The organism is Meiothermus sp. (genome assembly GCF_025060375.1).
Lineage (GTDB): Bacteria > Deinococcota > Deinococci > Deinococcales > Thermaceae > Meiothermus.
The window spans coordinates 1-20,312 of record NZ_JANXCG010000092.1; the positions used below are offsets into that span (position 1 = coordinate 1).

Below are 20,312 nucleotides of genomic sequence, written 5' to 3' on the forward strand. Positions count from 1 at the left end.
CCAAAATCGCCGAGGAGTCGGTGGCTACGGCCAGGCGAACATCGTTCAGGGGCACGTTTTGCAGGGCCTCCTCGATCTCGTGGATGTTGTCGGTAGAAGCGGTGAACCCCCTGGGGAAGCGGTAGATGTAGGAAAACTGCCGCACCGCCTCCCCCACCGTGGGGGTGTAGAGGATGGGCAGCATCTCCGCCATGTGCTCCACCAAGAGGGCGTAAAAGAGGACCTCGTTGCGGTCCTGCAGGTTGCGCAGGAAGATGTGCTTCTCCAGATCGTTCTCAATGAGGCGGTAGCGACGGTAGTTGCGCTCCTTCTGCTCCTCCAGGGTGGTCACATGAGGAGGGAGCAACCCCTCCAAGCCGAGCATCCGCCGCTCCTCGTGGGTAAAGGCGGTGCCCTTGTTCAACAGGGGAATCCCCAGGAGAAGAGAGCCGGTGACGAAGGGCTCGAGGTAGCGCTTCCCCCGCTCATCCCGCTTCACGTCGTAGTAGCGGCTGACGGTCATATGGCCCAATGCTATAGCCAGAGGGCTTTGGGGGTCTAGCCCAGCGCGGGCGCTTGTTTTTGAGCGGGCCCGGTGCTAGGCTGGTTCAGGTCCTTTGCCCAGCGGGCGAAGCAAGGGAGGCACCGTGGAAGATCACAGTTCTGGTCGAAGGTTACGCCCGGTGCCCTCCACCGGCTAACCCTCGGCAAACCGTGTACCTGCGGAGCTTCCTTCCAAGATTCGGCCCCGGCCGAAAACCGAAGGAGGCCACCCATGTACGAAACCACCAACCCACCCGAGCTGAAAGCGCTCAAAGCCGCTCTAGCCGAAAGCGACGCTTTCAAGGTTAAGGTTGCCCTCGAGGAGCTCTACCCTGCCCAAATCCTGGAGCACTGGTCGGAGTTCCCCCCCGAGCACCGCCTGCCCATCCTGACCCTCCTCTCCCCAGCCGATGCGGCGGAGGTCTTCAGCCACCTGGAGGAAGCCGAACAGGCCGAGCTTCTAGAGGCCCTGCCCCCCTGGCGGGTCAAGGAGATTCTGGAGGAGCTCTCCCTAGACGACCTGGCCGACGCCATCAACGCGGTTGAGGAGGAAAAAAGCCCCGAGGCCGCCGAGGCCCTGCTCCGCCAGCTCGACCCCGAGACCCGGGCCGAGGTGGAGGAACTCACCGAGTACGAGGAGGACCAGGCCGGGGGTATCATGACCCCGGAGTACATCGCGGTGCGCGACGGCATGCGGGTGGAGGAGGTCTTCCGCTTTCTGCGCCGCGAGGCCCCGGATGCCGAGCAAATCTACGTCATCTACGTAGTAGACGAGGAAGAGCGCCTTCAGGGGGTGCTCACCCTGCGCGACCTCATCGTGGCCGACCCCAAGACCCGGGTGGCCGAGATCATGAACCCCGACGTCATCTACGTGCGGGACGACACCGACCAGGAGGAGGTGGCCCGGCTCATGGCCGACTACAACTTCACCGTGCTGCCGGTGGTGGACGAGGAGAAAAAGCTGGTGGGCATCGTCACCATCGACGACGTGGTGGACGTCATCCAGGAGGAGGCCACAGAGGACATCTACCGCCTGGGCGCGGTGGAGTCGCCCGAGCTGGTCTACAGCCGCTCGAGCATCTGGACCCTCTGGAGCGCTCGAGTCCGCTGGCTGATTATCCTCATCATCACCGGTAGCATCACCAGCACCATCCTGCAGGGCTTCGAGTCGGTGCTGGAGGCGGTGACCGCGCTGGCCTTCTACGTCCCGGTGCTGGTGGGCACCGGGGGCAACACCGGAAACCAGTCCAGCACCCTTATCGTGCGGGCCCTGGCCACCCGGGATGTGGGCCTGGGCGACTGGCTGCGGATTCTGCGCAAGGAGCTGGGGGTGGGCCTGCTGCTGGGCCTTACCCTGGCCACCCTGCTCTCCGGCAAGGTGCTCCTGGACGGACAGGCCCAGCTCTTGCTGGTGGTGGGGGTCTCGCTCGGCCTGGTGGTCCTGCTGGCCAACGTGGTGGGGGCCATGCTGCCCCTGCTCCTGCGCCGGCTGGGCCTCGACCCAGCCCTCATCTCCAACCCCCTCATCGCCACCGTGACCGATGTGACCGGGCTCATCGTCTACCTTAGCGTGGCCCGGATGCTGCTTGGCCTATGAAGCTGCAGATGGTGGTGGAGTGGAGCTTGGGAAGCCCCGAACGCTTCCACTGGGACGGCGCCAGGCTGGTGCCCCACCAGCCCCCCTGGCGGCCCGAGTGGGGCCTCCCCCCGGTGAACTACGGCCTGGTGCCGGGCTACCTCAACCCCGCAGACGGAGCCGAGCTGGACGCCATCTGGGCCAGCCGGGAGCCCATCGCTGCGGGGAGCTGGCTTCTGGGCCAGGTGCTGGGGATGGTCTGGCTGCAAGACGGCGACCACAAGGTCATCCTGGGCGAGCCGGGCGGCCTGGGAGAAATCGACTGGGCGGGGCTTTGGCCTTGGCTAAAGGGGCGCAGGCCGCGGCTGGCCGGGGCCGAGGAGGCCATAGACTTCATCCGCTCGCTCCGCTAAGCGCCCCCTCCCGCCGCAGGGCCCTAAGCCGCCCCGGGCGCAAGGGACCAACGGCGAAGAGGTAAAAGGCCAGGAAGCCCAGGAGGCCGAGCCGCAGGGGCCAGGTGGGGTCCAACCCCCGCCAGGCCCTGGGCTAGGCCCGTCAGGAGCGCCCCCGGGGCCAGCGGTCGGCCAGGGAGCCCCAAAGCAGGGCGAGGAGGGGCTCGGCAACCTGGCGGAAGGCCAGGGCCAGGCTGGCCGCCAGGGGGCCCAAAGGGCGGCCAGGGCAGCATGGGCGAAGTAGAAGAAGCCTGCCGCGAGGAGGCGGGCGGTCTCGAGGGCCAGGAGCAAGCCCACGCCCATCCCCCGATCCTGCCCCTCACTGCCCCAGGGTCAGGGCGTGGTAAAGGTCAAAGACCAGGAGAAACCCTCCCTGGAGCACCACTGCCCAGCCCGCCCCCTGGAGCCGGGGGTCGGAGCGGGTGGCGAGCCAGAGCCCCCCAGCGATGTAGAGGACATCCAAAGCAGCGTTCAGGTAGAGGATGTCCCGGAGCTCTGCCCGGCTGGGCTCGGGGGAGAGGAGGCCCACCAGGGCGACGGCGGAGTTGACCGAGGTCCAAAGGGCGTTGGCAAGCCAGAAGCTCCGCCCCTTGGGGTCCTCGCTCAGGATTCCCCCTAGGGCCCCGGCAAAGCTCCAGGGGACGCTCCAGAGGAGCAGCCTGGCGGAGAGGGAGAACCCGTAGTACCCCTCGGGCAGAGGCCCCAGGAGGAGCCGCTCCAGAGGGGGCCGCCCCTCCCTGCCGGAGAGCTCGGCCAGGGGCGGCAGAGTGCCCTCTAGGGAGGGGCCCTGCCCCCAGGCCATCCCCAGCACCAAAAAGAGCGCTAGGCCGAGGGCTTTCCACATGGCATTAGCATTCAGCCTGGGCCCGGCCCGGAGTGCAGCTCGGGCAACACTTTGCCCGGGTTGAAGCGCCCCTCCGGGTCGAAGGCCCGCTTGATGCGCCAGAGGGCCTCGAGGGTGGCCGCGTCCACCGCCTCCCGCATGAAGTCGCGCTTCAAAAAGCCGATCCCGTGCTCCCCCGAGAGCACCCCTCCGTGCCGCAGGGCCACCCGGGCAATCTCGTGCAAGAGCTCCCAAACCTTCTCCTCGGGGTCTACCCTGGGGTCGTAGAGCACGTTGGGGTGGAGGTTGCCGTCGCCGATATGGCCAAACTGCACCACCTGCAGGCCGTACTGCCGGCCCAGCGCCTCGATGGCCCGCACCACCTGGGGCAGGCTCGAGCGCGGCACCGCGATGTCCTCGTTGAGCCGCTTGGGCCGCAGGGCTCCAATTGCCGGGGAGATGGCCCGCCGGGCCTGCCAGAGGGCCTCCCTTTCGGCGGCGTCCCGCGCCACCCTTACCTTTCCTCCATGCCTTTGGCAGGCCTCGGCCACCCAGGAAAGCTCCTCCTCCACCATCAAAGGGTCGTCGCCGTCGGTCTCCACCAGCAGGATGGCCCCGGCCTCGCGCGGCAGGCCCAGCCTCAGGTAGTCCTCCACCGCCCTGATGCAGCCCTGGTCCATGAACTCCAGCCGGGCCGGCACCGCCCCGGCGGCGATGGCCGCCGAGACCGCCTCCGCGGCCTGACCCACCTCCGCGAACACCGCCATCAGGGTACGGGTGTAGCGGGGGAGGGGTACCAGGCGCAAGGTGGCCTCGGTGATGAGGCCCAGGGTACCCTCCGAGCCCACCAGCAGCCCCACCAGGTCGTAGGCCTCCCGCCTCAGGCGGTGCACCCTCCCCTCGAAGTCCACGAACTCCAGGGCCTCCACGTAATCCCCTGTTACCCCCCACTTGAAGCACAGGGGCCCCCCAGCATTCTCGGCCAGGTTGCCCCCCAGGGTGCTGGTGCGGAAGGAGGCCGGATCAGGCGGGTAGGCGAGGCCATAGGGCCGGGCCTGTTCACCGATGCGGGCCGTGACCACCCCTGGCTGGGCCACCGCCCGACGGGCCCGGGGGTCAATCTGCAGCCTGGTCATCCGGGTAAAGGAGACCACAATGGAGGCCTCTAAGGGGACTGCCCCCCCAGAAAGCCCGCTTGCGGCCCCCCGGGCCACAATGGGCAGGCCCACCTGCCGGGCGAAGCGCACCACCTCCACCACCTCCTCGGTGGTCTCGGGGAGCACCACCAGCGCCGGGGTAGCCCCCATGGCGATGCCGTCGTAGGCGTAGCTGCGCCTCTGGGCGAGCTCGAGCAGCACCTTTTCCCGGCCCAGCCGGGCTCGAAGCTCCTCAGGTGTCCGGGCCGGTTCGGCGTGGGGCGAACGCCGGAGTCTGGAGACAGGCCTTTTGCCAAGGTTCAGGGCCACGAGAACAGCATACCAACCCGCCCTACCTTGACGCTTGGCCCCCGGACAGGGACACTAAACACTGCTGGTGTTTTCCGGGGGTCCTTATCTGTGCGCGTTTTCGCAATCGCCGACATCCACCTCTCCAAAGCCTCGCCCAAGCCCATGAGCATCTTCGGACCGGAATGGGAAGGGCACCCCGAGGCGGTCTTCCGGGAGTGGCGCCAGGTGGTGGGCGAGGACGATCTGGTCATCGTGGCGGGGGACATCTCCTGGGCCATGCGGCTGCCCGAGGCCATGGCCGACCTCCTGGACCTGGCCCAGCTCCCCGGGAGCAAGGTGTTGCTGCGGGGCAACCACGACTACTGGTGGCCCTCCATCAGCCGGCTGCGCCAGGCCCTGCCCCCCCGGATGTACGCCCTACAGCACGATTCCCTGCTCATCGGTAACCTAGCGGTGGCCGGTAGCCGGGGCTGGGACACCCCAGGCAGCTACAGCTTCACTCCAGAGGACGAGAAAATCTACCGGCGCGAGGTGGAGCGGCTCTCCCTCTCGCTCAAGACCCTCAGGGATCAGAGCTACGAGCACCTGGTGGTGGCCATGCACTACCCGCCCTTTAGCCCCAGCGGGGGCCCCACCGGTTTCACCGAGCTCATCGAGCGCTACCGGCCGAGCTGTGTGGTCTACGGGCACCTGCACGGCGCCGATCCCGATCGGCTCCCCAAAAGCTGGGCAGGCATTCCCCTGCACTTCGTCTCCGCTGATGTGGTGCGCTTCCGGCCCCAGCTCATCCTGGAAACCGAACGCCAGGCTCCCCTCTGAGGCTTGGGGTATCATCCAGGCATGATCACCGCCTTCGTGCTCATCCAAACCAGCCGCGAGTCCACCGCCGAGACCGCCGAGGCGGTGGCCGAGATCCCTGGCGTGGCCGAGGTCTACTCGGTCACGGGGGAGTGGGACCTGGTGGCCATCCTGCGCTTTAGGGACTTCGAGCAACTGGACGACATCGTAACCCTGGGCCTGCGCAAGCTAAAGGGCATCGAGCGCACCCAGACCCTGTTGGCCTTCCGGGCCTACTCCCGCAGGCTGCTCGAGCAGGGCTTCAACATCGGCAGCGAGGGAGTCTGAGGGCCCCGGGAAGACCTTTTGCCCTGGAGCGGTCCAACGCCGATGTTCCGCCTCATGCTCCTGCTGCAAGCCGGCCTGCTCGGGATCGGTGCCCTCTGGATGGCCCTGGCAGGGTACCCCGTCCTCCAGCAACCCAATCCGCTTCGGGACGGGCTGGCCTTCCTGCTTCTGTTCTACGGGCTTTTAGCTCTGGAACGGCTTTTCTCCCTGGCTTTCCCCAAAAGCTTCCGGGCCACCGAGGCCTTGCACGCCCAGCTCGGCCTGGTCATGCGCGCCCAGGGGGTGAGCCACCACCAAGCCCTGGTGCTGGCCCTGGCCTCGGGGCTGGCCGAGGAGGTCTTCTTCCGAGGGGCGCTTCAGAACGCGCTCTTCGGGGGCTGGTGGGGGGTGGTGCTCCAGGCCCTGGTCTTCGCCGCCCTCCACCCCATCCCAGACCGCCGGGCCTGGGTCTACCCCCTTTTTATCTTCTGCGGAGGGGTGATGTTTGGGGCCAGCTACCTGCTCACCGGCAGCCTGGTGCCGGGTATCCTGGCCCACTACCTGCACAACGCTCGAGGGTTCTACCAGCTGCTAGACAACCCTCCCGCCTAGAGGCGAATGAGGCCCCGCTGGAGGGCTACCGTAACCGCAGCGGTGCGGTCGTCCACCCCCAGTTTGCTGAAGGTGTGCAGGAGATGGGTCTTCACGGTGGCCTCGCTGATCTTGAGCTTGCGGGCAATCTCCTTGTTGGAGAGCCCGCGGGCCACCAAGGCCAGCACCTCCAGCTCCCTGAGCGAGAGGTTTTCCTCGGCCGGCCCACGCATCCGACCCAGCAGGCGGGCCGCCACCGGCGGCGAGAGCACTGCCTCACCGCGGGCGCAAAGCCGCACCGCACGAAACAACTCCTCACGGGGCACGTCCTTCAGAAGGTAGCCTGTGGCCCCCGCCTCCACCGCCCGCACGATATCGCTGTCGGTGTCGTAGGTGGTGAGCACCAGAATCTGCACCTGGGGAAACCGGCTCCGAATCTGCCGAATCGCGCTTACCCCATCCATCCCAGGCATGCGCAGGTCCATCAGCACCACCTGGGGCAGGAGTCTTTCCACCGCCCTTAGGGCCTCCTGGCCGTCGGCCGCCTCCCCCACCACCTCGAAGTCGGGCTGTGAGGAGAGCAGCCCCACCAGGCCCGCCCGCACCACCGGATGGTCATCGGCCAGCAGGATGCGAATCCGGCTCATACCGCCTCCGCCCCCACACCCATCAGCGGAAAACAGAAAACCAGCACGGTACCATGACCCGGCTCACTCTCCACCGTCATACGGCCCCCCAGCGCTTCCACGCGCTCCCGCATGGAGCGCAGACCAAAGCCGGGTGGAGGGATGGAAGGCAGCCCCACCCCATCATCCTGCACATCCAGCAGCACCACGTCCCCCGAGTAGGTCAGGGTCAAGGTGGCCTGGCGGGCCCGGGCGTGCTTGCGGATGTTAAACAAGGCCTCCTGGGCCACCCTAAGCAGGCCCACCTCCAGCTCCGGCGCCAACGCCCTTGGCTCACCGCTAAGGATAAACTGGGCCCGCAGGCCGCTTTCCCGTTCAAAGCGCTGCACCAGGCGGCCAAGGGCCTCGGGCAAGGAGGTGTTCTCCAGGAGCTCTGGCCGAAGGGCATAGACCATCCGGCGCGCCTCCGAGAGCCCTTCCCGGGCCGCAGCCCGTGCCTGCTCGAGGTAGGAACGAACCGGAGCCTCCGAACCAGCGACCGCCTCAGCCGCCTCGAGCTGAACCACGATGCTGGCAAAGCCTTGGGCCAGGGTGTCGTGAATCTCCCGGGCCAGCCGCTGGCGCTCCTCCAGCACCCCTGCCTGGTGAGAGGCCACCTCCAGCTCCCGCCGGGTGCGCTCGAGTTCCTCGCGGGCCCGGGTCTCCCGGATCAGCATCTCCAGGGTAAAAAGCGCATACCCGGCGTACAAAAATGCGATAAAAACAAAGAAGGCCAGGGTCAGGTTGGGGTACTCAGCGGGGTTTTGCACCGCGCTCCACGCGGTGTTGCTCTGCGGGCCCTCGACAGAGAGGATCTCGAAGGTGAGCTGCAAAGGCTCCCGCTGGGCCCACCAGATCGAGAACCCCACCAACCCCAACACCAGAAGCAGCACAGACCACAAGGGTAGCCAGTACCGGGCCACCACCGGCAGCAAACCCAGGGCCAGAAAGGGCAGGTAGTTCTGGCTCAACCAGGCCACCACCACCCCCCCCACCACCACCAACAGCAGTAGCTCCCAGACCCGGCGCCGCCCCGGTCGCAACCCCCAAAGGACCAGGCCCATAAGGGCCAGCGCTGCCCCTACCCGGAAGGCCACCTGGGAGGGGTTCTGCCAGGGCAGCTCGGGGGGTAAAACGATGGGTCGCGGAGGGACCAGCAGGGTAAAGATGAGCACGGTTAAGAGGTTGAGCGCGGTGAGCACGGCCACCGTACGGGCCACCGGACGGCCCGACCAAAAATGGGAAAACCACCTCACCACACCGGGAAAATTGTAGCCTACCCTGACCGGCCCATGTACGCCCGGCTCGCCTTTGCCTTTGGGCATGCCAAAATAGACCTCATGCAGAAGCTCACCCTTTCCCATCGCTACACCGCCAGCAACCATCGCTTTCGGGAGGCTGTCCTCGATTCGGGCTGGCTTTCCTTCCAGGGCAAGTCGGTCTCAATAAGGCTCTACCTGCCCCTTCTGACCCGCTACGAGCAGGGCTACCAGATGCGGGACTGGCTTCTGGGCCTGAGCGTGGTGAGCTTTTTCGTAGGGCTGGCCAGCCTGCTCTTGCGGACGCTGGGCTGGCTTAATCTCCCAGCCCTCCTGCGGCTAGACCCCAGCCTTCTGGAGTACGGCGCGCTGGGCCTGGGGGCGCTGGCCCTGCTGGCCTACCTCCTCTTCCCCATTCGGGTGCTCTATCTCTACGACGGCAACGCCAGCCCGCTACTGGTAGCTGGCAGCAGGAAGGGCATCGAGGAACTGGCCCAAGCCATCTGGCAGTACCTCGAGGCGCTGCGCAAACAGCCCTAAGGCCTACATGTTCTCAATCAGGGCCTGGCCAAACTCGCTGCACTTCAAAAGGGTAGCGCTACGCCCCTCGGCCAGCATCAGGCGGTGGAAGTCGTAGGTTACCCGGCCCTGGGCTATGGTTTTGGTCATCGCGTGGATGATAAGGTCTGCGGCCTCCACCCAGCCCATGTAACGCAGCATCATCTCGCCTGAAAGGATCACCGAGCTGGGGTTGACCTGATCCTTGCCGGCGTACTTAGGGGCTGTGCCATGGGTGGCCTCAAAGACTGCGTGGCCGGTCTGGTAGTTGATGTTGGCGCCCGGAGCAATGCCAATGCCTCCTACCTGAGCCGCCAGTGCATCGGAGATGTAGTCGCCGTTCAGATTCAAGGTAGCAATCACGCTGTATTCCGCCGGCCGCAACAGGATCTGCTGCAGGAAGTTGTCGGCAATCATGTCCTTGACCACAATAGGCCGACCTGTCCGGGGGTTGGTAAAGGTCTGCCAGGGTCCCCCGTCCAGATCTACCGCACCGAACTTACGCTTGGCCACCGCGTAGCCCCAGTCGCGGAAAGCTCCCTCGGTGAACTTCATGATGTTGCCCTTGTGCACCAGGGTCACCGAAGGCAGGTCGTTGTCCACAGCGTACTGCAAAGCGGCCTCCACCAACCGCTCAGTACCTTCCTGCGAGACCGGCTTGAGCCCAATGCCAGAGGTCTCAGGAAAGCGAATCTTTCCGTAGGCCCCGGGGAACTCGGCTTTGAACCACCCTAGAAACTTCCGCACCTCCGGGCTGTCTTTGGGAAACTCTATGCCGGCGTAGATGTCCTCGGTGTTCTCCCGGAAGATAACCATGTTGACCAGCTCTGGGTGCCGCACCGGGCTCGGCACCCCCTCAAACCACTGCACTGGCCGCACGCAGGCGTAAAGGTCAAGCTCCTGCCGTAGGGCCACGTTGATGGAGCGAATCCCGCCCCCCACCGGTGTGGTCAGCGGCCCCTTGATGGCTACCAGGTGCTCCCGGATGAAGTCCAGCGTCTCCTCCGGCAGCCAAACGGGCTCCCCGTAGACCTCGTTGGCCTTCTCACCTGCATAAATTTCCACCCAGGCAATTCTGCGCCGGCCGCCATAGGCCTTGGCAACCGCCGCATCCAAGACAGGCTGCGCAGCTCTCCATATGTCGGGGCCGGTGCCGTCTCCCTCTATAAAGCCGACGATGGGCTGATCGGGCACCTGGAGCTTGCCGTCTTGGAGCGTGATCCTATCACCTGCAGAAAGGTTAATCCGCTTGTAGGCCATAGCGCTAAAAGCATAACAGAACCCCGTTTGAAAATACGACCGGTTAGGCTATACCTGATGAGGTACTGGCTGCTCAAATCCGAACCAGCGGTCTACAGCATAGACGACCTTGCCCGGGAAAAGACCGCGCTGTGGGATGGGGTGCGCAACTACCAAGCGCGCAACCATCTGCGGGCCATGCAGGTAGGCGACCTAGCCTTTTTCTACCACTCCAGCACCAAGCCCCCCGGGATTGTGGGGCTCTGCCAAGTGGTTGAGGTGGGCCTCGCCGACCCCACCCAGTTTGACCCCTCCTCCCCTTACTTTGATCCCCGTAGCAACCCCCAAAGCCCCCGCTGGTGGACGGTACGGGTGGCGTTCATCGAAAAATTCCAGCGCCCCCTCACCCTTCACCAGCTCCGCGCCCACTTCAGCCCCAGCGAGCTTCCCGCGCTCCGCCGAGGCAACCGCCTCTCGGTCATGCCGATTGAGCCAGAGGTGGCCGGGCAAATTGAGCGGCTAGCGAGAACCCCCTGAGGGTCTTTAGCCGACCCCCAGGAGGCTGACCACCCGGCGCAAAACCTCCCCGGCCACCTCGTCTTTGGTCATGAGCGGCAGGTGTTCGACCACCCCACCCGGCAGGACCAGGCTGACGCGGTTGGTGTCCACGGCGAAGCCGGCGTCAGGGGCGCTGATGTCGTTGGCCACGATCATGGAAAGCCCCTTGCGCTCCAGCTTGTCCTGCGCGTTCTCCAAAAGCCGCTCACTCTCGGCAGCAAACCCCACCACCACCGCCGGCCGGCCCACCCGCCAGCGCTGCTCAGCCACGGCCAGCAGGATGTCCTGGGTGTGCTCGAGCTCGAGGCGGGGCAGAGCGCCCTTCTTGATCTTGTGGGCCTGCACCTGGCGGGGGCGGAAGTCGGCCACCGCGGCGGCCATGATCAGCACGTCGGCCTCGCGCGAGAGCCCCAGCACGGCCTCGGCCATCTGGGCGGCGGTCTGTACGTCGGTGCGCTCGGCCCCGGTGGGGGTGCTCAGGGCGGCGGCGGTAGCCCCCACCACCAGGCTGACCCTGGCCCCCAGGTCCAGCGCGGCCTGGGCCAGGGCGAAGCCCTGCTTGCCCGAGGAGCGGTTGGTGAGGTAGCGCACGGGGTCGAGGGGTTCCTGGGTGCCGCCCGCGCTCACCACCACATGCTTTCCGGCCAGGGGACCATTCCGGCTCAGGGCCAGGCGGACGTGCCCTAGGATTTCGGCGGGCTCGAGCATCCGCCCCAACCCCACCAGGCCCGAAGCCATGCGGCCTTTGGCCGGACCCAGGATCTGCACGCCCCGCTGGCGCAGGGTCTGGAGGTTGGCCTGGGTGGCGGGGTGCTCGAACATGCCGCCGTCCATGGCGGGGGCCACCAGCACGGGGCAGCGCGCGGCCAGCGCGGTCAGGGTGAGCAGGTTGTCGGCCTGGCCTGCGGCCAGCTTGGCCAGGGTGTTGGCGGTGCAGGGGGCGATCACCAGCAGGTCGGCGCCCTCCCCCAGTCCGACGTGGATCACGTGGGCGTCGTCCTCCCACAGGCTGGCGCGGGCCTTGCGCCCGGTGAGGGAGGCGAAGGTGAGGGGCGTGACGAAGCGCTCGGCTCCCTCGCTCAGGATCACGTCCACCAGGGCGCCGGCCTGGGTGAGCTTGCTGGCGAGGTCGGCGGCTTTGTAGGCCGCGACAGAGCCGCTCACACCCAGTACGATGCGCTTGCCCTGCAGTGGGTTCACCGGTTCATCTCCCAGATGATGCGCAGGCCATCGAGGGTGAGCCAGGGGGCGATGATCTCGATGACCGGGGTCTCCCGCGCGATGAGCTCCGCCAGGCCGCCGGTGGCAATGACCTTCATCTGGGGCCCGAGCTCGGCGCGGAAGCGGGCCACCATGCCCTCGACCAGGCCCACGTAGCCGAATAGGAGCCCCGACTGCATCGAGTGGACGGTGTTGCGCCCGATGGCTGCGGGGGGCCGCCGCAGCTCGACCTTGGGCAGCTTGGCGGCCCGCTGGAATAGGGCTTCGGCGGCAATACCAATCCCCGGCGCGATGGCCCCTCCGAGGTAGTCCCCCTCGGCGGTGATGGCATCAAAGGTGGTGGCGGTGCCGAAGTCCACCACGCAGGCCGGGCCGCCGTAGAGCTTGTGCACCGCAGCAGCATCCACGATGCGGTCGGCGCCCACCTGCGATGGGTCGTCGTAGCGCACCCGCACCCCGGTCTTTACGCTCGAGTCCACCACCAAAGGCTTCTGCCCCAGATAGCTCTGCACGGCCTGGACCAGCGTCCCCGTCAGCGGCGGCACCACCGAGGCCATGACCGCAGCGCTCACCTGGGAAGCTTTATGACCGCTGGCAGCAAGCAAGCTGAGCAACAATACCCCATACTCATCAGCGGTGCGCTGAGGGTCGGTGGCAATGCGCCAGCGCGGCCCCAGCTCCTCGCCCTGGTACAGGCCCAGTGTGATGTTGGTGTTGCCAATGTCAATCGCCATCAGCATAAGACGGCCCTGCGGGCGAAGACCCTCCCCCAAAGGTTAGCTCGTGCAGCAGTAAAGAGGCAAGGTTTTGGCATAATACCACTAGGTATGGAGCCTTCCTCCAATCCCCTTCGCATCCTCTGGCTCTTCTTGGGTTTCTCCTCGGCGGGCCTGGGTTTTATTGGAAGCGTGGTGCCCGGGATGCCCTCCACGGTCTTCTTCGTGCTGGCGGCTTACTTCTTCTCCAAAAGCAGCCCCCGCTTCCTGAGGTGGGTCCTGGGCCTTCCTAAGGTAGGGCCGATGGTACGGGACTACCGAGCAGGTCTTGGGATACCCCGTAAAGCCAAGGTTCTGGCCCTCTGCATGCTCAGCTTCTTCGCCCTGACCAGCGCAATATTCCTAATCCCGGTGCTCTGGGTGAAGCTGCTGGTACTGGCGGTGGGGGCGGTGGGCTTCTGGTTCATCCACAGCCGGATTCCCACCAAAGAGCTCGTTCTGACCAAGCACGCCGCGGAAGCCCAGCGGCCGTGAGGCCACCCGGCGGGAGCCCCGCAGCACCACAAAGGTATCCGCCACCATGTCGTGCAAGGCCTGGCGGTCGCGGTCCCAAAACATCAGCAAAAACCCCAGGTTCAGGACCACCGCGTTGAGCCACCGCCCTGCGCTCTCCCGCAAGAAGGCCTGGGTCAAAGAGGGGTTGCGCCCCTTGGGGTCAACCACCCGCAGCCCCAGCATCTCCTTACCCAAGGTGGCCCCGGAGCGGGCCAACGGCAAGACTCCGTAAGTAAACCAGGCCAGGGGTGAGAGGAGGCCGAAGAGCAGGAGCCCCTCCGCGGAAAAGTGATGGCCTGGGTGGGTCGGGGGAAACAGGGCGTTGATTGAGCGCACCAGGCCAAACTGCAAGCCAGCCATCAGAACCAGATCCACCAAGCCCGCCAAAAGGCGGCGGCCATAGTACCCGAAGGTGGAAGGGTCCACACCACTTTCAGTCTACCGCTTTGGCCTTAGGCTTGGGGTGTGCCCAACCGACTGATTTACGAGAGCAGCCCCTACCTACTCCAGCACGCCCACAACCCGGTGGACTGGTACCCCTGGGGGGAGGAGGCTTTTGCCAAAGCCCGCAGCGAAAACAAGCCCATTTTTCTCTCTGTGGGCTACGCCACCTGCCACTGGTGCCACGTGATGGAGCAGGAGAGCTTCGAAGACCCCGAGATCGCCCGCCTGCTCAACACCCACTTTGTGCCCATCAAGGTCGACCGCGAGGAGCTCCCCGACGTAGACCAGGTCTACATGGCGGCGCTTCAGGCCATGACCGGGTCGGGGGGCTGGCCCATGAACATGTTTCTGCTCCCCGACCTGCGGCCCTTCTTCGGCGGTACCTACTGGCCCCCAGAGCCCCGGCATGGCCTCCCCAGCTTTCGCCAGGTGCTCCTGGGCGTGCACCAGGCCTGGCTCAACCAAAAGAAGGAGGTGCTGGAAAACGCCGAGCAGCTCACGGCCTTTCTGCAAGCGCAGCTAAAGCCCAGGCCTGGGGCCCTACCCGAAGGGCTGCACGGCGAGGCCTTGGCCAGCCTCCTGCGGGCGGCAGACCCGGTTTATGGGGGCCTGGGCGGCGCACCCAAGTTCCCCCAGGCCCCCGCGCTGTCCTACCTCCTCGCGCTGGCCTGGCTGGGCCGGCAGCCGGCCAAGGAGCACCTGCGGCTCACGCTGAGGCGCATGGCCGAGGGGGGCATCTACGACCAGGTGGGGGGCGGGTTCCACCGCTATGCCGTGGACGCCTTCTGGCGGGTACCCCACTTCGAGAAGATGCTCTACGACAACGCCCAGCTCGCCCGGGTGTACGCAGCGGCCAGCCTGCTCTTCGAAGAGGAGGCGGACTTCTACCGCCGCATCGCCCACGAGACCCTAGGCTACGCGCTCCGGGAGCTTCGGGGGCCCTTGGGGGAGTTTTGGTCTGCTCAAGACGCCGATTCAGAAGGCGTGGAGGGCAGGTTCTATGTGTGGCGTCTGGAGGAGTTCCGAGAAACGCTTGGGGCAGATGCCGAGGCAGGGGCCCGGCTCTTCGGGGTCTCGGAGGCGGGCAACTGGGAGGGGACCAACGTCCTCGAGCGGCGCTACCCCGAAGCGGCCCTGAGGGAGGAGCTGGGCTTGTCGGAGGAGGCCTACCGGGCCTGGGTGGAAGGGGTGCGGCAGCGCCTGTACCGGGCTCGAGCCAAGCGCACCCCTCCCCTCACCGACGACAAGGTTCTGGCCGATTGGAACGGCCTCATGCTCAGGGCCCTAGCCGAGGCGGGGCGGTGGCTGGGGGAGGCCCGGTACCTCGAGGCCGCCCGCGAGAACGCCAGCTTTGTGCTGGGCAACATGCTCAAAGATGAGCTTCTGCGGCATGCCTGGCGGCAGGGCCAGCTCAAACCTCAGGCCTATCTGGCCGACCAGGCCCACTACGGGCTGGGCCTGCTGGCCCTCTACGAGGCCACCGGAGAGGTGGCTTGGCTGGAGGCCGCTCGGCGGCTGGCCGAGGCCCTCCTGAGGAACTTCTGGGACCCGGAGGGTGGTTTTCGCGACTCCCTTGACCCCACACTGCCGGTGCAGGCCAAAGACGTTCACGACGGCCCCTACCCCTCAGGCACCGCCGCCGCCACTGAGCTGCTGTTCCGCCTCGGGGCCCTCTACGAAAGGGCCGAGTGGCAAAGAATTGGCCTGGAGGTGCTGGAAGCGCACGCCCAAGCCCTGACCCGCAGCCCCCTGGGCCATCCCGGCCTGCTGCAAGCCCACCTGGTGGGCACCCAGGGCTCTGAGCTGGCGATCGTGCTGCCCTCGAGCCTGGCCCAGGAGGCCGCCCGCTGGTTCCTGCCCCTCACCACCTTGGCCTTCGGGCCTCCCGGAAGCCTACCGGTGCTGCGGGGGCGGCAACCAGGGCTGGCCTACCTGTGCCGACAGGGGGCCTGCCGGATGCCTGCAGAGGACGTCCAGGCCCTAAGAGGGGAACTCCAAGCCCTCTACACCCGATGAAAACCGCACCCTCACCGGTATGATGGAAGGCGGCTTATGATCGGCTACCGCAGCACCCGCGACCCCACCAAGACCTCGGTGCGCTTTGAGGAGGCCCTGCTCCAGGGGCTAGCGCCGGACGGAGGGCTATACCTCCCCGAGCGGATTCCCCAGCTCTCCCCTGCCCTATGGCGCTCGGCCTCCTCACTGGCCGAGGTAGGGATAGGGGTACTCGGGGCCTGGCTGGAGGGTGAGCTTTCCCCCGAGGAGCTCGAGCCCATCGTCCGCGAAGCGCTCAACTTCCCGGCCCCGCTCGTTCCTTTGGGAGAGGGGCTCTACGTGCTCGAGCTATTCCACGGCCCCACCCTCTCCTTCAAAGACTTTGGGGCCCGCACCATGGCCCGCCTGATGGGGCACTTTCTCCGGAAGCGGGGTGAGCAACGCATCATCCTGGCGGCCACCTCGGGTGACACCGGCAGCGCGGTGGCCGATGGCTTTGCTGGGCAGGAAAACATCCAGGTGGTGCTGCTGTACCCCCGGGGCCTGGTCAGCGAGGTGCAGGAACGCCAGCTCATCGTCCAGCGGCCCGGGGTGCGGTGCTTCGCCGTGGAGGGCACCTTTGACGATTGCCAGCGGCTGGTCAAGGAGGCCTTCGTGGACCCTAGGCTCGCCCACCTGCCCTTGAGCAGCGCCAACTCTATAAACATAGGCCGGCTTCTGCCCCAGGCCCTCTACTACCTGTGGGCAGCGCGGCAGCTTGGGGGTGAGACGCTCAACTTCTGCGTGCCAAGCGGAAACCTGGGCAATCTCACCGGGGGGGTGCTGGCGGCCCTGATGGGCCAGCCGGTACGGCGGTTTATCGCCGCTCACAACGCCAACCGCTTCTTCCCCGATTTCCTGGCCGGTAGGCGCGAGGCCTTCCAGTTCCATCCCACCCTGGCCACCCTCTCCAACGCGATGGACGTGGGGGCCCCCAGCAACTTCGAACGCCTGTACCACCTTCTAGACCCGAAGTGCCTCCGGGCCTGGGTCTGGGGCACCGCAGTGGACGACGGGACCACCCTGGCGCGGATGCGGACCACCTACGAGCAGCACGGCTACCTGGCCTGCCCCCACACCGCGGTGGGCCTCGAGGCCGCCCTCCGCTACCGGGAGGCCACCGGCGACCCTACCCCCATCGTGGCCCTCTCCACAGCCCACCCTTCCAAGTTTCCGGACGCGGTAGGGCGCGCCCTCGGAATGGAACCCCCGCGGCACCCTGCCCTGGAAGCCCTAAAAACCCAGCCCACCCAGGTGGAGCCCCTGGAACCCCACCTCGAGGCCCTCCGGGCCCGCTTGCTCGGGTAGTAAACTGGGGGGGAGTTGCTTATGGAAAAGAGCAAGGAAAAACCGAGCAAGGAACCTTTTCCCGGGGCCTACTTCGTCGGCCTGGTCATCACCTTGGGCCTTCTGGTGCTGGTGGTGGCAGTTGGGGCGGGTCTCTCCCCAGCCTTCTCGGGCTTTCTGGTCGCATTGACGCTGGGGCTAACGGTCAACCCCAAGTACGCCTTGGGCTTCCTCTCCGCTGGGGTTTTTGCTGCCCTGATGGGCTTCGCCGGCAACGAACCCCAGGTGGCCTGGGGTGGGCTAGGACTCATCCTCGCCAGCCTGGTGGTCTGGCGCTTCGTAAAGAGCTAGGATGGGCACGCGGCTGGCCCCTGACCGCCTGGCCCGCACCCTCATCTATGCGGGCATTGCAGGCTTCGTCTGGTTCTTTTTCGTCCAGCCCAGCCCTTTTGGCAGCACCCTCTGCGTAAACGCCCTGGTGGGGGCCGGCACCGTGCAGTACACCAGCCCCAGACCTTTCGTGGTACCCCTCTACGTACTCCTGCTGGCCCTTTTGATCCTCTCGCAGTTCCTGCTGGAGTTCTTTAGCCCAGGTGGGGGCCATCCCGGGGCCGCCCTGCTGGGAGCCGCCATGGGGCTGGGCCTACCCTACCTCTCCTACCGAATCCGGGGGAAGCCATGAAAATCGCCCTGCTGCACCTGGCCACCCGCCCTGACCCAGAGGAGACCCTCAACAAGGCCCTGGAGCTTCTTCGCGAGGCCCATCGGCAGGGGGCCGCGCTGGCGGTGCTGCCCGAGCTTTTCCCCAGCGTCTACCGCTACGAGCTGGCCCAAAAGACCCCGCAGGTGCTCGCAGCACTACAGGGGCTGGCCCATCAAACCGGGATGTGGGTGCTGGCAGGGGTGCTGGAACCGGCAGGGGAACGCTACGCCAACCGGGCCAAGCTCCTCGGCCCCCAGGGCCTGCTGGCCACCTACACCAAGGCCCACCTGATCCCCGCCTTCAACGAGCCGGCCACCATGATCCCCGGCAGTGAGCTGGTGCAGCTCGAGCTGGGCGGCTTCCGGGCCGGAATCGCCATCTGCTACGACCTGCGCTTTCCCGAGCTCTTCCGTAGCTACGCGGTGGAGGGGGTGAACCTCTTCCTGGTGCCCTCGGCCTGGCCCATGAGCCGCAGCTACGCCTGGGAGCTTTTCTGCAAGGCCCGGGCAGCTGAAAACCAAGCCTACCTAATCGCGGTCAACCACGCCGAGCCCCCCTTTGGCGCAGCCAGCCTGGCGGTAGACCCGCTGGGCATGGAGCTACTGCGGCTCGAGGCCGAAGGGGTAGGGGTGGTGGAACTAGACCCCAGCTACCCAGCCCGGCTACGGCAGGAGTTCCCCGTCTTCCCCCAGCGCCGCCCGGAACTCTATCAGGGCCTCCTGAAAAGCCCGATCAGCAAGTAGGCCAAGGCCCCTAGCATCAGGCCCTCGCCCCAGGCGGGGAAGTAGGGCTCGAGCAGGGAGAAGTTAAAGCGGCCCACCAGAAGGAGCGGCCAGGGCAAAAGGGCCCAGGCCAGCCCATACTGGCGGTAGCCCGCGGCCAGCATAAAGCTCACCCCCACCCCCCGCAGGTAGAGGAGCCAGCCCTGCCCCCACTCGTTCTGGTAGATGAACCAGGCCAGGTTGAGCCAGACCCCCACCGCCCCCAAGGGCCATCCCCAACGCTTCACCACCGCCAAAATCAGGACAGACAAGCCTATAGCCACGAAAAAATCGAGCATTGCTGCCCATTCTAGGACATTGCGAGCAAAATCTTCCCACAGCCAAGCAGCGCTCGGGCCAGCGGTCCTTGGCCACTTCGGGGCAAGGGCCCGCATCTGTTGACCTTTTCTGGGGGTGGTGCTAGGATTAGGTGTCCCCCTAAAACCAGTAGGTTGCGGTTGGACGGTAGGAGAAGTGATGAACAAAGGTACAGTCAAGTGGTTTAACGCGGAAAAAGGCTACGGCTTCATTGCTCAAGAAAATGGTCCCGACGTTTTCGTGCATTTCACCGCCATTCAGGGCCAGGGTTTCAGAACCCTGAACGAGGGGGACCGCGTGGAATTCGAGGTCGAGCCGGGTAGAAACGGCAAGGGCCCCCAGGCCAAGAGCGTGCGGGTGCTGTAGGCTTGACCCCGCGGAAGCCCCCCGCCATGGGGGGCTTCTTTCGTAAAAGGCCCCCCGAAGGAGCCCTAGATGCGCCAAGAACAGCACCTCCGCGAGTACACCCGAACCCTCAAAACCCAGCTCCCCCGCCACTTCTTTGAACCGGTGCCGGCACGGATGACCTATCTGCCCGCCCTGCTCATCCTCTTTGGGCTTTGCACCTGGGGGATCCTGGCTACCTCCCGCCTCGAGCTCAAACTGCTCCTTTCCCTGGGGATTGGCTACGCCTTCGTGGGAATGGGCTTTCTGGCCCACGAAATCCTACACGGAGCCATCACCAAAAATCCGCGGGTGCGCTCCATCACCGGTACCATCGCTTTCCTCCCCCTGATGGTGGGGGCCAGGCTCTGGCGCAGGTGGCACAACGTGGAGCACCACGGCCACACCCAACACCCCGAGGACGACCCAGACACCATGGGGGCGCTCGAGGGCGCCGCCCAGAAGCCCTTCTTACGGTGGCTGTTCCGGCAAGCCCCCGCCCTGCGCAGCTTCCTCCTCTTCTTTTCCTTCACCTTCTGGTTTACCCTGCACGCCCAGATGATGCTCCGGCGGTTCTGGCCTGAATTCAAGCCTGCCGAGCGACCAGCGGTGGTCTTCCAGGCGCTCCTTCCCCCTTTGCTCTGGACAGGCGTCCTCCTCTGGGTGGGACCATCCGAATTTCTGTTTATCTACCTAATCCCCTGGATGCTGGCCAACGCTGTTGCCATGGGCTTTATTGCCACCAACCACCTACTAAACCCCCTTACCCAGACCAACGACCCCCTCCTAAACAGCCTCACCGTGCGCAACCCTCCCCTTGTTGAGTGGCTCACCCTGGGCTTCGGCTACCACACCGAGCATCACATCTTCCCTGCTCTATCTCCAAAGTACGCCCCTCGAGTGGCGCAAAAGCTCAGGGCGCTCTGGCCGGAGCGCTACAACGAACTACCCCATTGGAAAGCCCTCCTCTACCTCTGGAAGACCCCGCGGCTCTACCGAGACCACCGCAACCTCATCGAACCCACCACCGGACGGGTTTTCGGCACCATAGGCTTCGGTCTGAGCGAGGAGAAGCTCTGGCCAAAGCCCTGATC

At 66.0% G+C, this 20,312-nt stretch carries 23 protein-coding genes and 2 pseudogenes; 15 read left to right on the top strand and 10 right to left on the bottom strand.

The features are described 5' to 3' along the window. A pseudogene (locus tag NZ849_RS11115) lies at window positions 1-502 on the bottom strand (NAD-dependent malic enzyme); the annotation flags it as partial. A gap of 252 nt (window positions 503-754) precedes the next feature. Here NZ849_RS11115 and mgtE point away from each other — a divergent pair. Then, window positions 755-2,119, top strand: a complete 1,365-nt coding sequence (mgtE, locus tag NZ849_RS11120; protein WP_295407391.1) for a magnesium transporter — start codon at window positions 755-757, stop codon at window positions 2,117-2,119. Continuing rightward, window positions 2,116-2,511: a hypothetical protein gene (locus NZ849_RS11125; protein ID WP_295407394.1), complete on the top strand. Its 396-nt coding sequence runs from the start codon at window positions 2,116-2,118 to the stop codon at window positions 2,509-2,511. The genes mgtE and NZ849_RS11125 overlap by 4 nt, the downstream gene beginning before the upstream one ends. 358 nt (window positions 2,512-2,869) lie before the next feature. Here NZ849_RS11125 and NZ849_RS11130 read toward each other — a convergent pair whose 3' ends face one another. Continuing rightward, the gene (locus tag NZ849_RS11130) at window positions 2,870-3,394 is read right to left on the bottom strand and encodes a hypothetical protein (RefSeq protein WP_295407398.1); all 525 of its coding nucleotides are present in this window, start codon (window positions 3,392-3,394) and stop codon (window positions 2,870-2,872) included. An 11-nt stretch (window positions 3,395-3,405) separates the two neighbouring features. Continuing rightward, on the bottom strand, window positions 3,406-4,746 hold the full coding sequence (locus NZ849_RS11135; RefSeq protein ID WP_295407475.1) for an FAD-linked oxidase C-terminal domain-containing protein: 1,341 nt from the start codon (window positions 4,744-4,746) through the stop codon (window positions 3,406-3,408). Between the two features lie 183 nt (window positions 4,747-4,929). Between NZ849_RS11135 and NZ849_RS11140 the strand changes: the two genes are divergently transcribed. From NZ849_RS11140 to NZ849_RS11150, 3 genes are read left to right on the top strand one after another with little or no spacing between them, the layout of a single operon-like run. After that, entirely contained in the window at window positions 4,930-5,640 is a 711-nt protein-coding gene (locus NZ849_RS11140; RefSeq protein WP_295407402.1) for a metallophosphoesterase, read from the top strand. Window positions 5,641-5,661: 21 nt separating this feature from the next. Beyond that, entirely contained in the window at window positions 5,662-5,946 is a 285-nt protein-coding gene (locus NZ849_RS11145) for an Lrp/AsnC ligand binding domain-containing protein (protein WP_295407405.1), read from the top strand. 54 nt (window positions 5,947-6,000) lie between these two features. Further along, window positions 6,001-6,537: a CPBP family intramembrane glutamic endopeptidase gene (locus NZ849_RS11150; protein ID WP_295407409.1), complete on the top strand. Its 537-nt coding sequence runs from the start codon at window positions 6,001-6,003 to the stop codon at window positions 6,535-6,537. Here the strand turns inward: NZ849_RS11150 and NZ849_RS11155 are convergent. Continuing rightward, on the bottom strand, window positions 6,534-7,163 hold the full coding sequence (locus NZ849_RS11155; RefSeq protein ID WP_295407412.1) for a response regulator transcription factor: 630 nt from the start codon (window positions 7,161-7,163) through the stop codon (window positions 6,534-6,536). The two genes, NZ849_RS11150 and NZ849_RS11155, sit on opposite strands and share 4 nt — an antisense overlap. Next, the gene (locus NZ849_RS11160) at window positions 7,160-8,440 is read right to left on the bottom strand and encodes a sensor histidine kinase (RefSeq protein ID WP_295407415.1); all 1,281 of its coding nucleotides are present in this window, start codon (window positions 8,438-8,440) and stop codon (window positions 7,160-7,162) included. The genes NZ849_RS11155 and NZ849_RS11160 overlap by 4 nt, the downstream gene beginning before the upstream one ends. 33 nt (window positions 8,441-8,473) lie before the next feature. On the opposite strand from NZ849_RS11160, the gene NZ849_RS11165 reads away from it, so the two are divergent. After that, complete coding sequence (locus NZ849_RS11165) at window positions 8,474-8,980, top strand: hypothetical protein (RefSeq protein WP_295407418.1); 507 nt, start codon at window positions 8,474-8,476, stop codon at window positions 8,978-8,980. Between the two features lie 3 nt (window positions 8,981-8,983). Here the strand turns inward: NZ849_RS11165 and icd are convergent, their stop codons facing one another. Next, entirely contained in the window at window positions 8,984-10,258 is a 1,275-nt protein-coding gene (icd, locus tag NZ849_RS11170) for an NADP-dependent isocitrate dehydrogenase (protein ID WP_295407421.1), read from the bottom strand. 57 nt (window positions 10,259-10,315) lie between these two features. On the opposite strand from icd, the gene NZ849_RS11175 reads away from it, so the two are divergent. Continuing rightward, a complete protein-coding gene (locus NZ849_RS11175) occupies window positions 10,316-10,774 on the top strand; it encodes an EVE domain-containing protein (RefSeq protein WP_295407425.1) in 459 nt (152 codons plus the stop codon). 6 nt (window positions 10,775-10,780) lie between these two features. Here the strand turns inward: NZ849_RS11175 and coaBC are convergent, their stop codons facing one another. Then, window positions 10,781-11,995, bottom strand: coding sequence for a bifunctional phosphopantothenoylcysteine decarboxylase/phosphopantothenate--cysteine ligase CoaBC (coaBC, locus tag NZ849_RS11180; RefSeq protein ID WP_295407428.1), 1,215 nt, complete (start codon window positions 11,993-11,995; stop codon window positions 10,781-10,783). Beyond that, a complete protein-coding gene (locus tag NZ849_RS11185; protein ID WP_318773446.1) occupies window positions 11,992-12,756 on the bottom strand; it encodes a type III pantothenate kinase in 765 nt (254 codons plus the stop codon). The genes coaBC and NZ849_RS11185 overlap by 4 nt, the downstream gene beginning before the upstream one ends. Window positions 12,757-12,843: 87 nt before the next feature. Between NZ849_RS11185 and NZ849_RS11190 the strand changes: the two genes are divergently transcribed. Continuing rightward, complete coding sequence (locus tag NZ849_RS11190; RefSeq protein WP_295407434.1) at window positions 12,844-13,266, top strand: YbaN family protein; 423 nt, start codon at window positions 12,844-12,846, stop codon at window positions 13,264-13,266. 51 nt (window positions 13,267-13,317) lie between these two features. Here NZ849_RS11190 and NZ849_RS11195 read toward each other — a convergent pair. Then, a pseudogene (locus tag NZ849_RS11195) lies at window positions 13,318-13,713 on the bottom strand (RDD family protein); the annotation flags it as partial. A 39-nt stretch (window positions 13,714-13,752) separates the two neighbouring features. Here NZ849_RS11195 and NZ849_RS11200 point away from each other — a divergent pair. Genes NZ849_RS11200 through NZ849_RS11220 form a run of 5 tightly spaced genes read left to right on the top strand, consistent with a single transcriptional unit; the run spans window position 13,753 to window position 18,498 of the window. Next, complete coding sequence (locus NZ849_RS11200; RefSeq protein WP_295407437.1) at window positions 13,753-15,747, top strand: thioredoxin domain-containing protein; 1,995 nt, start codon at window positions 13,753-13,755, stop codon at window positions 15,745-15,747. Window positions 15,748-15,783: 36 nt separating this feature from the next. Next, complete coding sequence (thrC, locus tag NZ849_RS11205; protein WP_295407441.1) at window positions 15,784-17,073, top strand: threonine synthase; 1,290 nt, start codon at window positions 15,784-15,786, stop codon at window positions 17,071-17,073. A 21-nt stretch (window positions 17,074-17,094) separates the two neighbouring features. Continuing rightward, window positions 17,095-17,403 (top strand): hypothetical protein, encoded by a 309-nt coding sequence (locus tag NZ849_RS11210; protein WP_295407444.1) that lies wholly within the window; start codon window positions 17,095-17,097, stop codon window positions 17,401-17,403. A gap of 1 nt (window position 17,404) precedes the next feature. Continuing rightward, window positions 17,405-17,734 (top strand): hypothetical protein, encoded by a 330-nt coding sequence (locus tag NZ849_RS11215; RefSeq protein WP_295407448.1) that lies wholly within the window; start codon window positions 17,405-17,407, stop codon window positions 17,732-17,734. Next, window positions 17,731-18,498 (top strand): nitrilase-related carbon-nitrogen hydrolase, encoded by a 768-nt coding sequence (locus tag NZ849_RS11220; protein WP_295407450.1) that lies wholly within the window; start codon window positions 17,731-17,733, stop codon window positions 18,496-18,498. Before NZ849_RS11215 ends, NZ849_RS11220 begins: the two co-directional genes overlap by 4 nt. On the opposite strand, the gene NZ849_RS11225 is transcribed toward NZ849_RS11220, so the two are convergent. After that, window positions 18,465-18,815 carry a hypothetical protein gene (locus NZ849_RS11225; protein ID WP_295407453.1) on the bottom strand — a complete coding sequence of 117 codons (351 nt, stop codon included), beginning with the start codon at window positions 18,813-18,815 and terminating at the stop codon, window positions 18,465-18,467. The genes NZ849_RS11220 and NZ849_RS11225 overlap by 34 nt on opposite strands. A 178-nt stretch (window positions 18,816-18,993) precedes the next feature. Here NZ849_RS11225 and NZ849_RS11230 point away from each other — a divergent pair, with 178 nt between their 5' ends. Together NZ849_RS11230 and NZ849_RS11235 are read left to right on the top strand one after the other, a co-directional pair. Beyond that, window positions 18,994-19,200 (top strand): cold-shock protein, encoded by a 207-nt coding sequence (locus NZ849_RS11230; RefSeq protein WP_295407456.1) that lies wholly within the window; start codon window positions 18,994-18,996, stop codon window positions 19,198-19,200. Window positions 19,201-19,269: 69 nt separating this feature from the next. Next, window positions 19,270-20,310, top strand: a complete 1,041-nt coding sequence (locus NZ849_RS11235) for a fatty acid desaturase (protein ID WP_295407459.1) — start codon at window positions 19,270-19,272, stop codon at window positions 20,308-20,310. Window positions 20,311-20,312 lie beyond the last annotated feature (2 nt).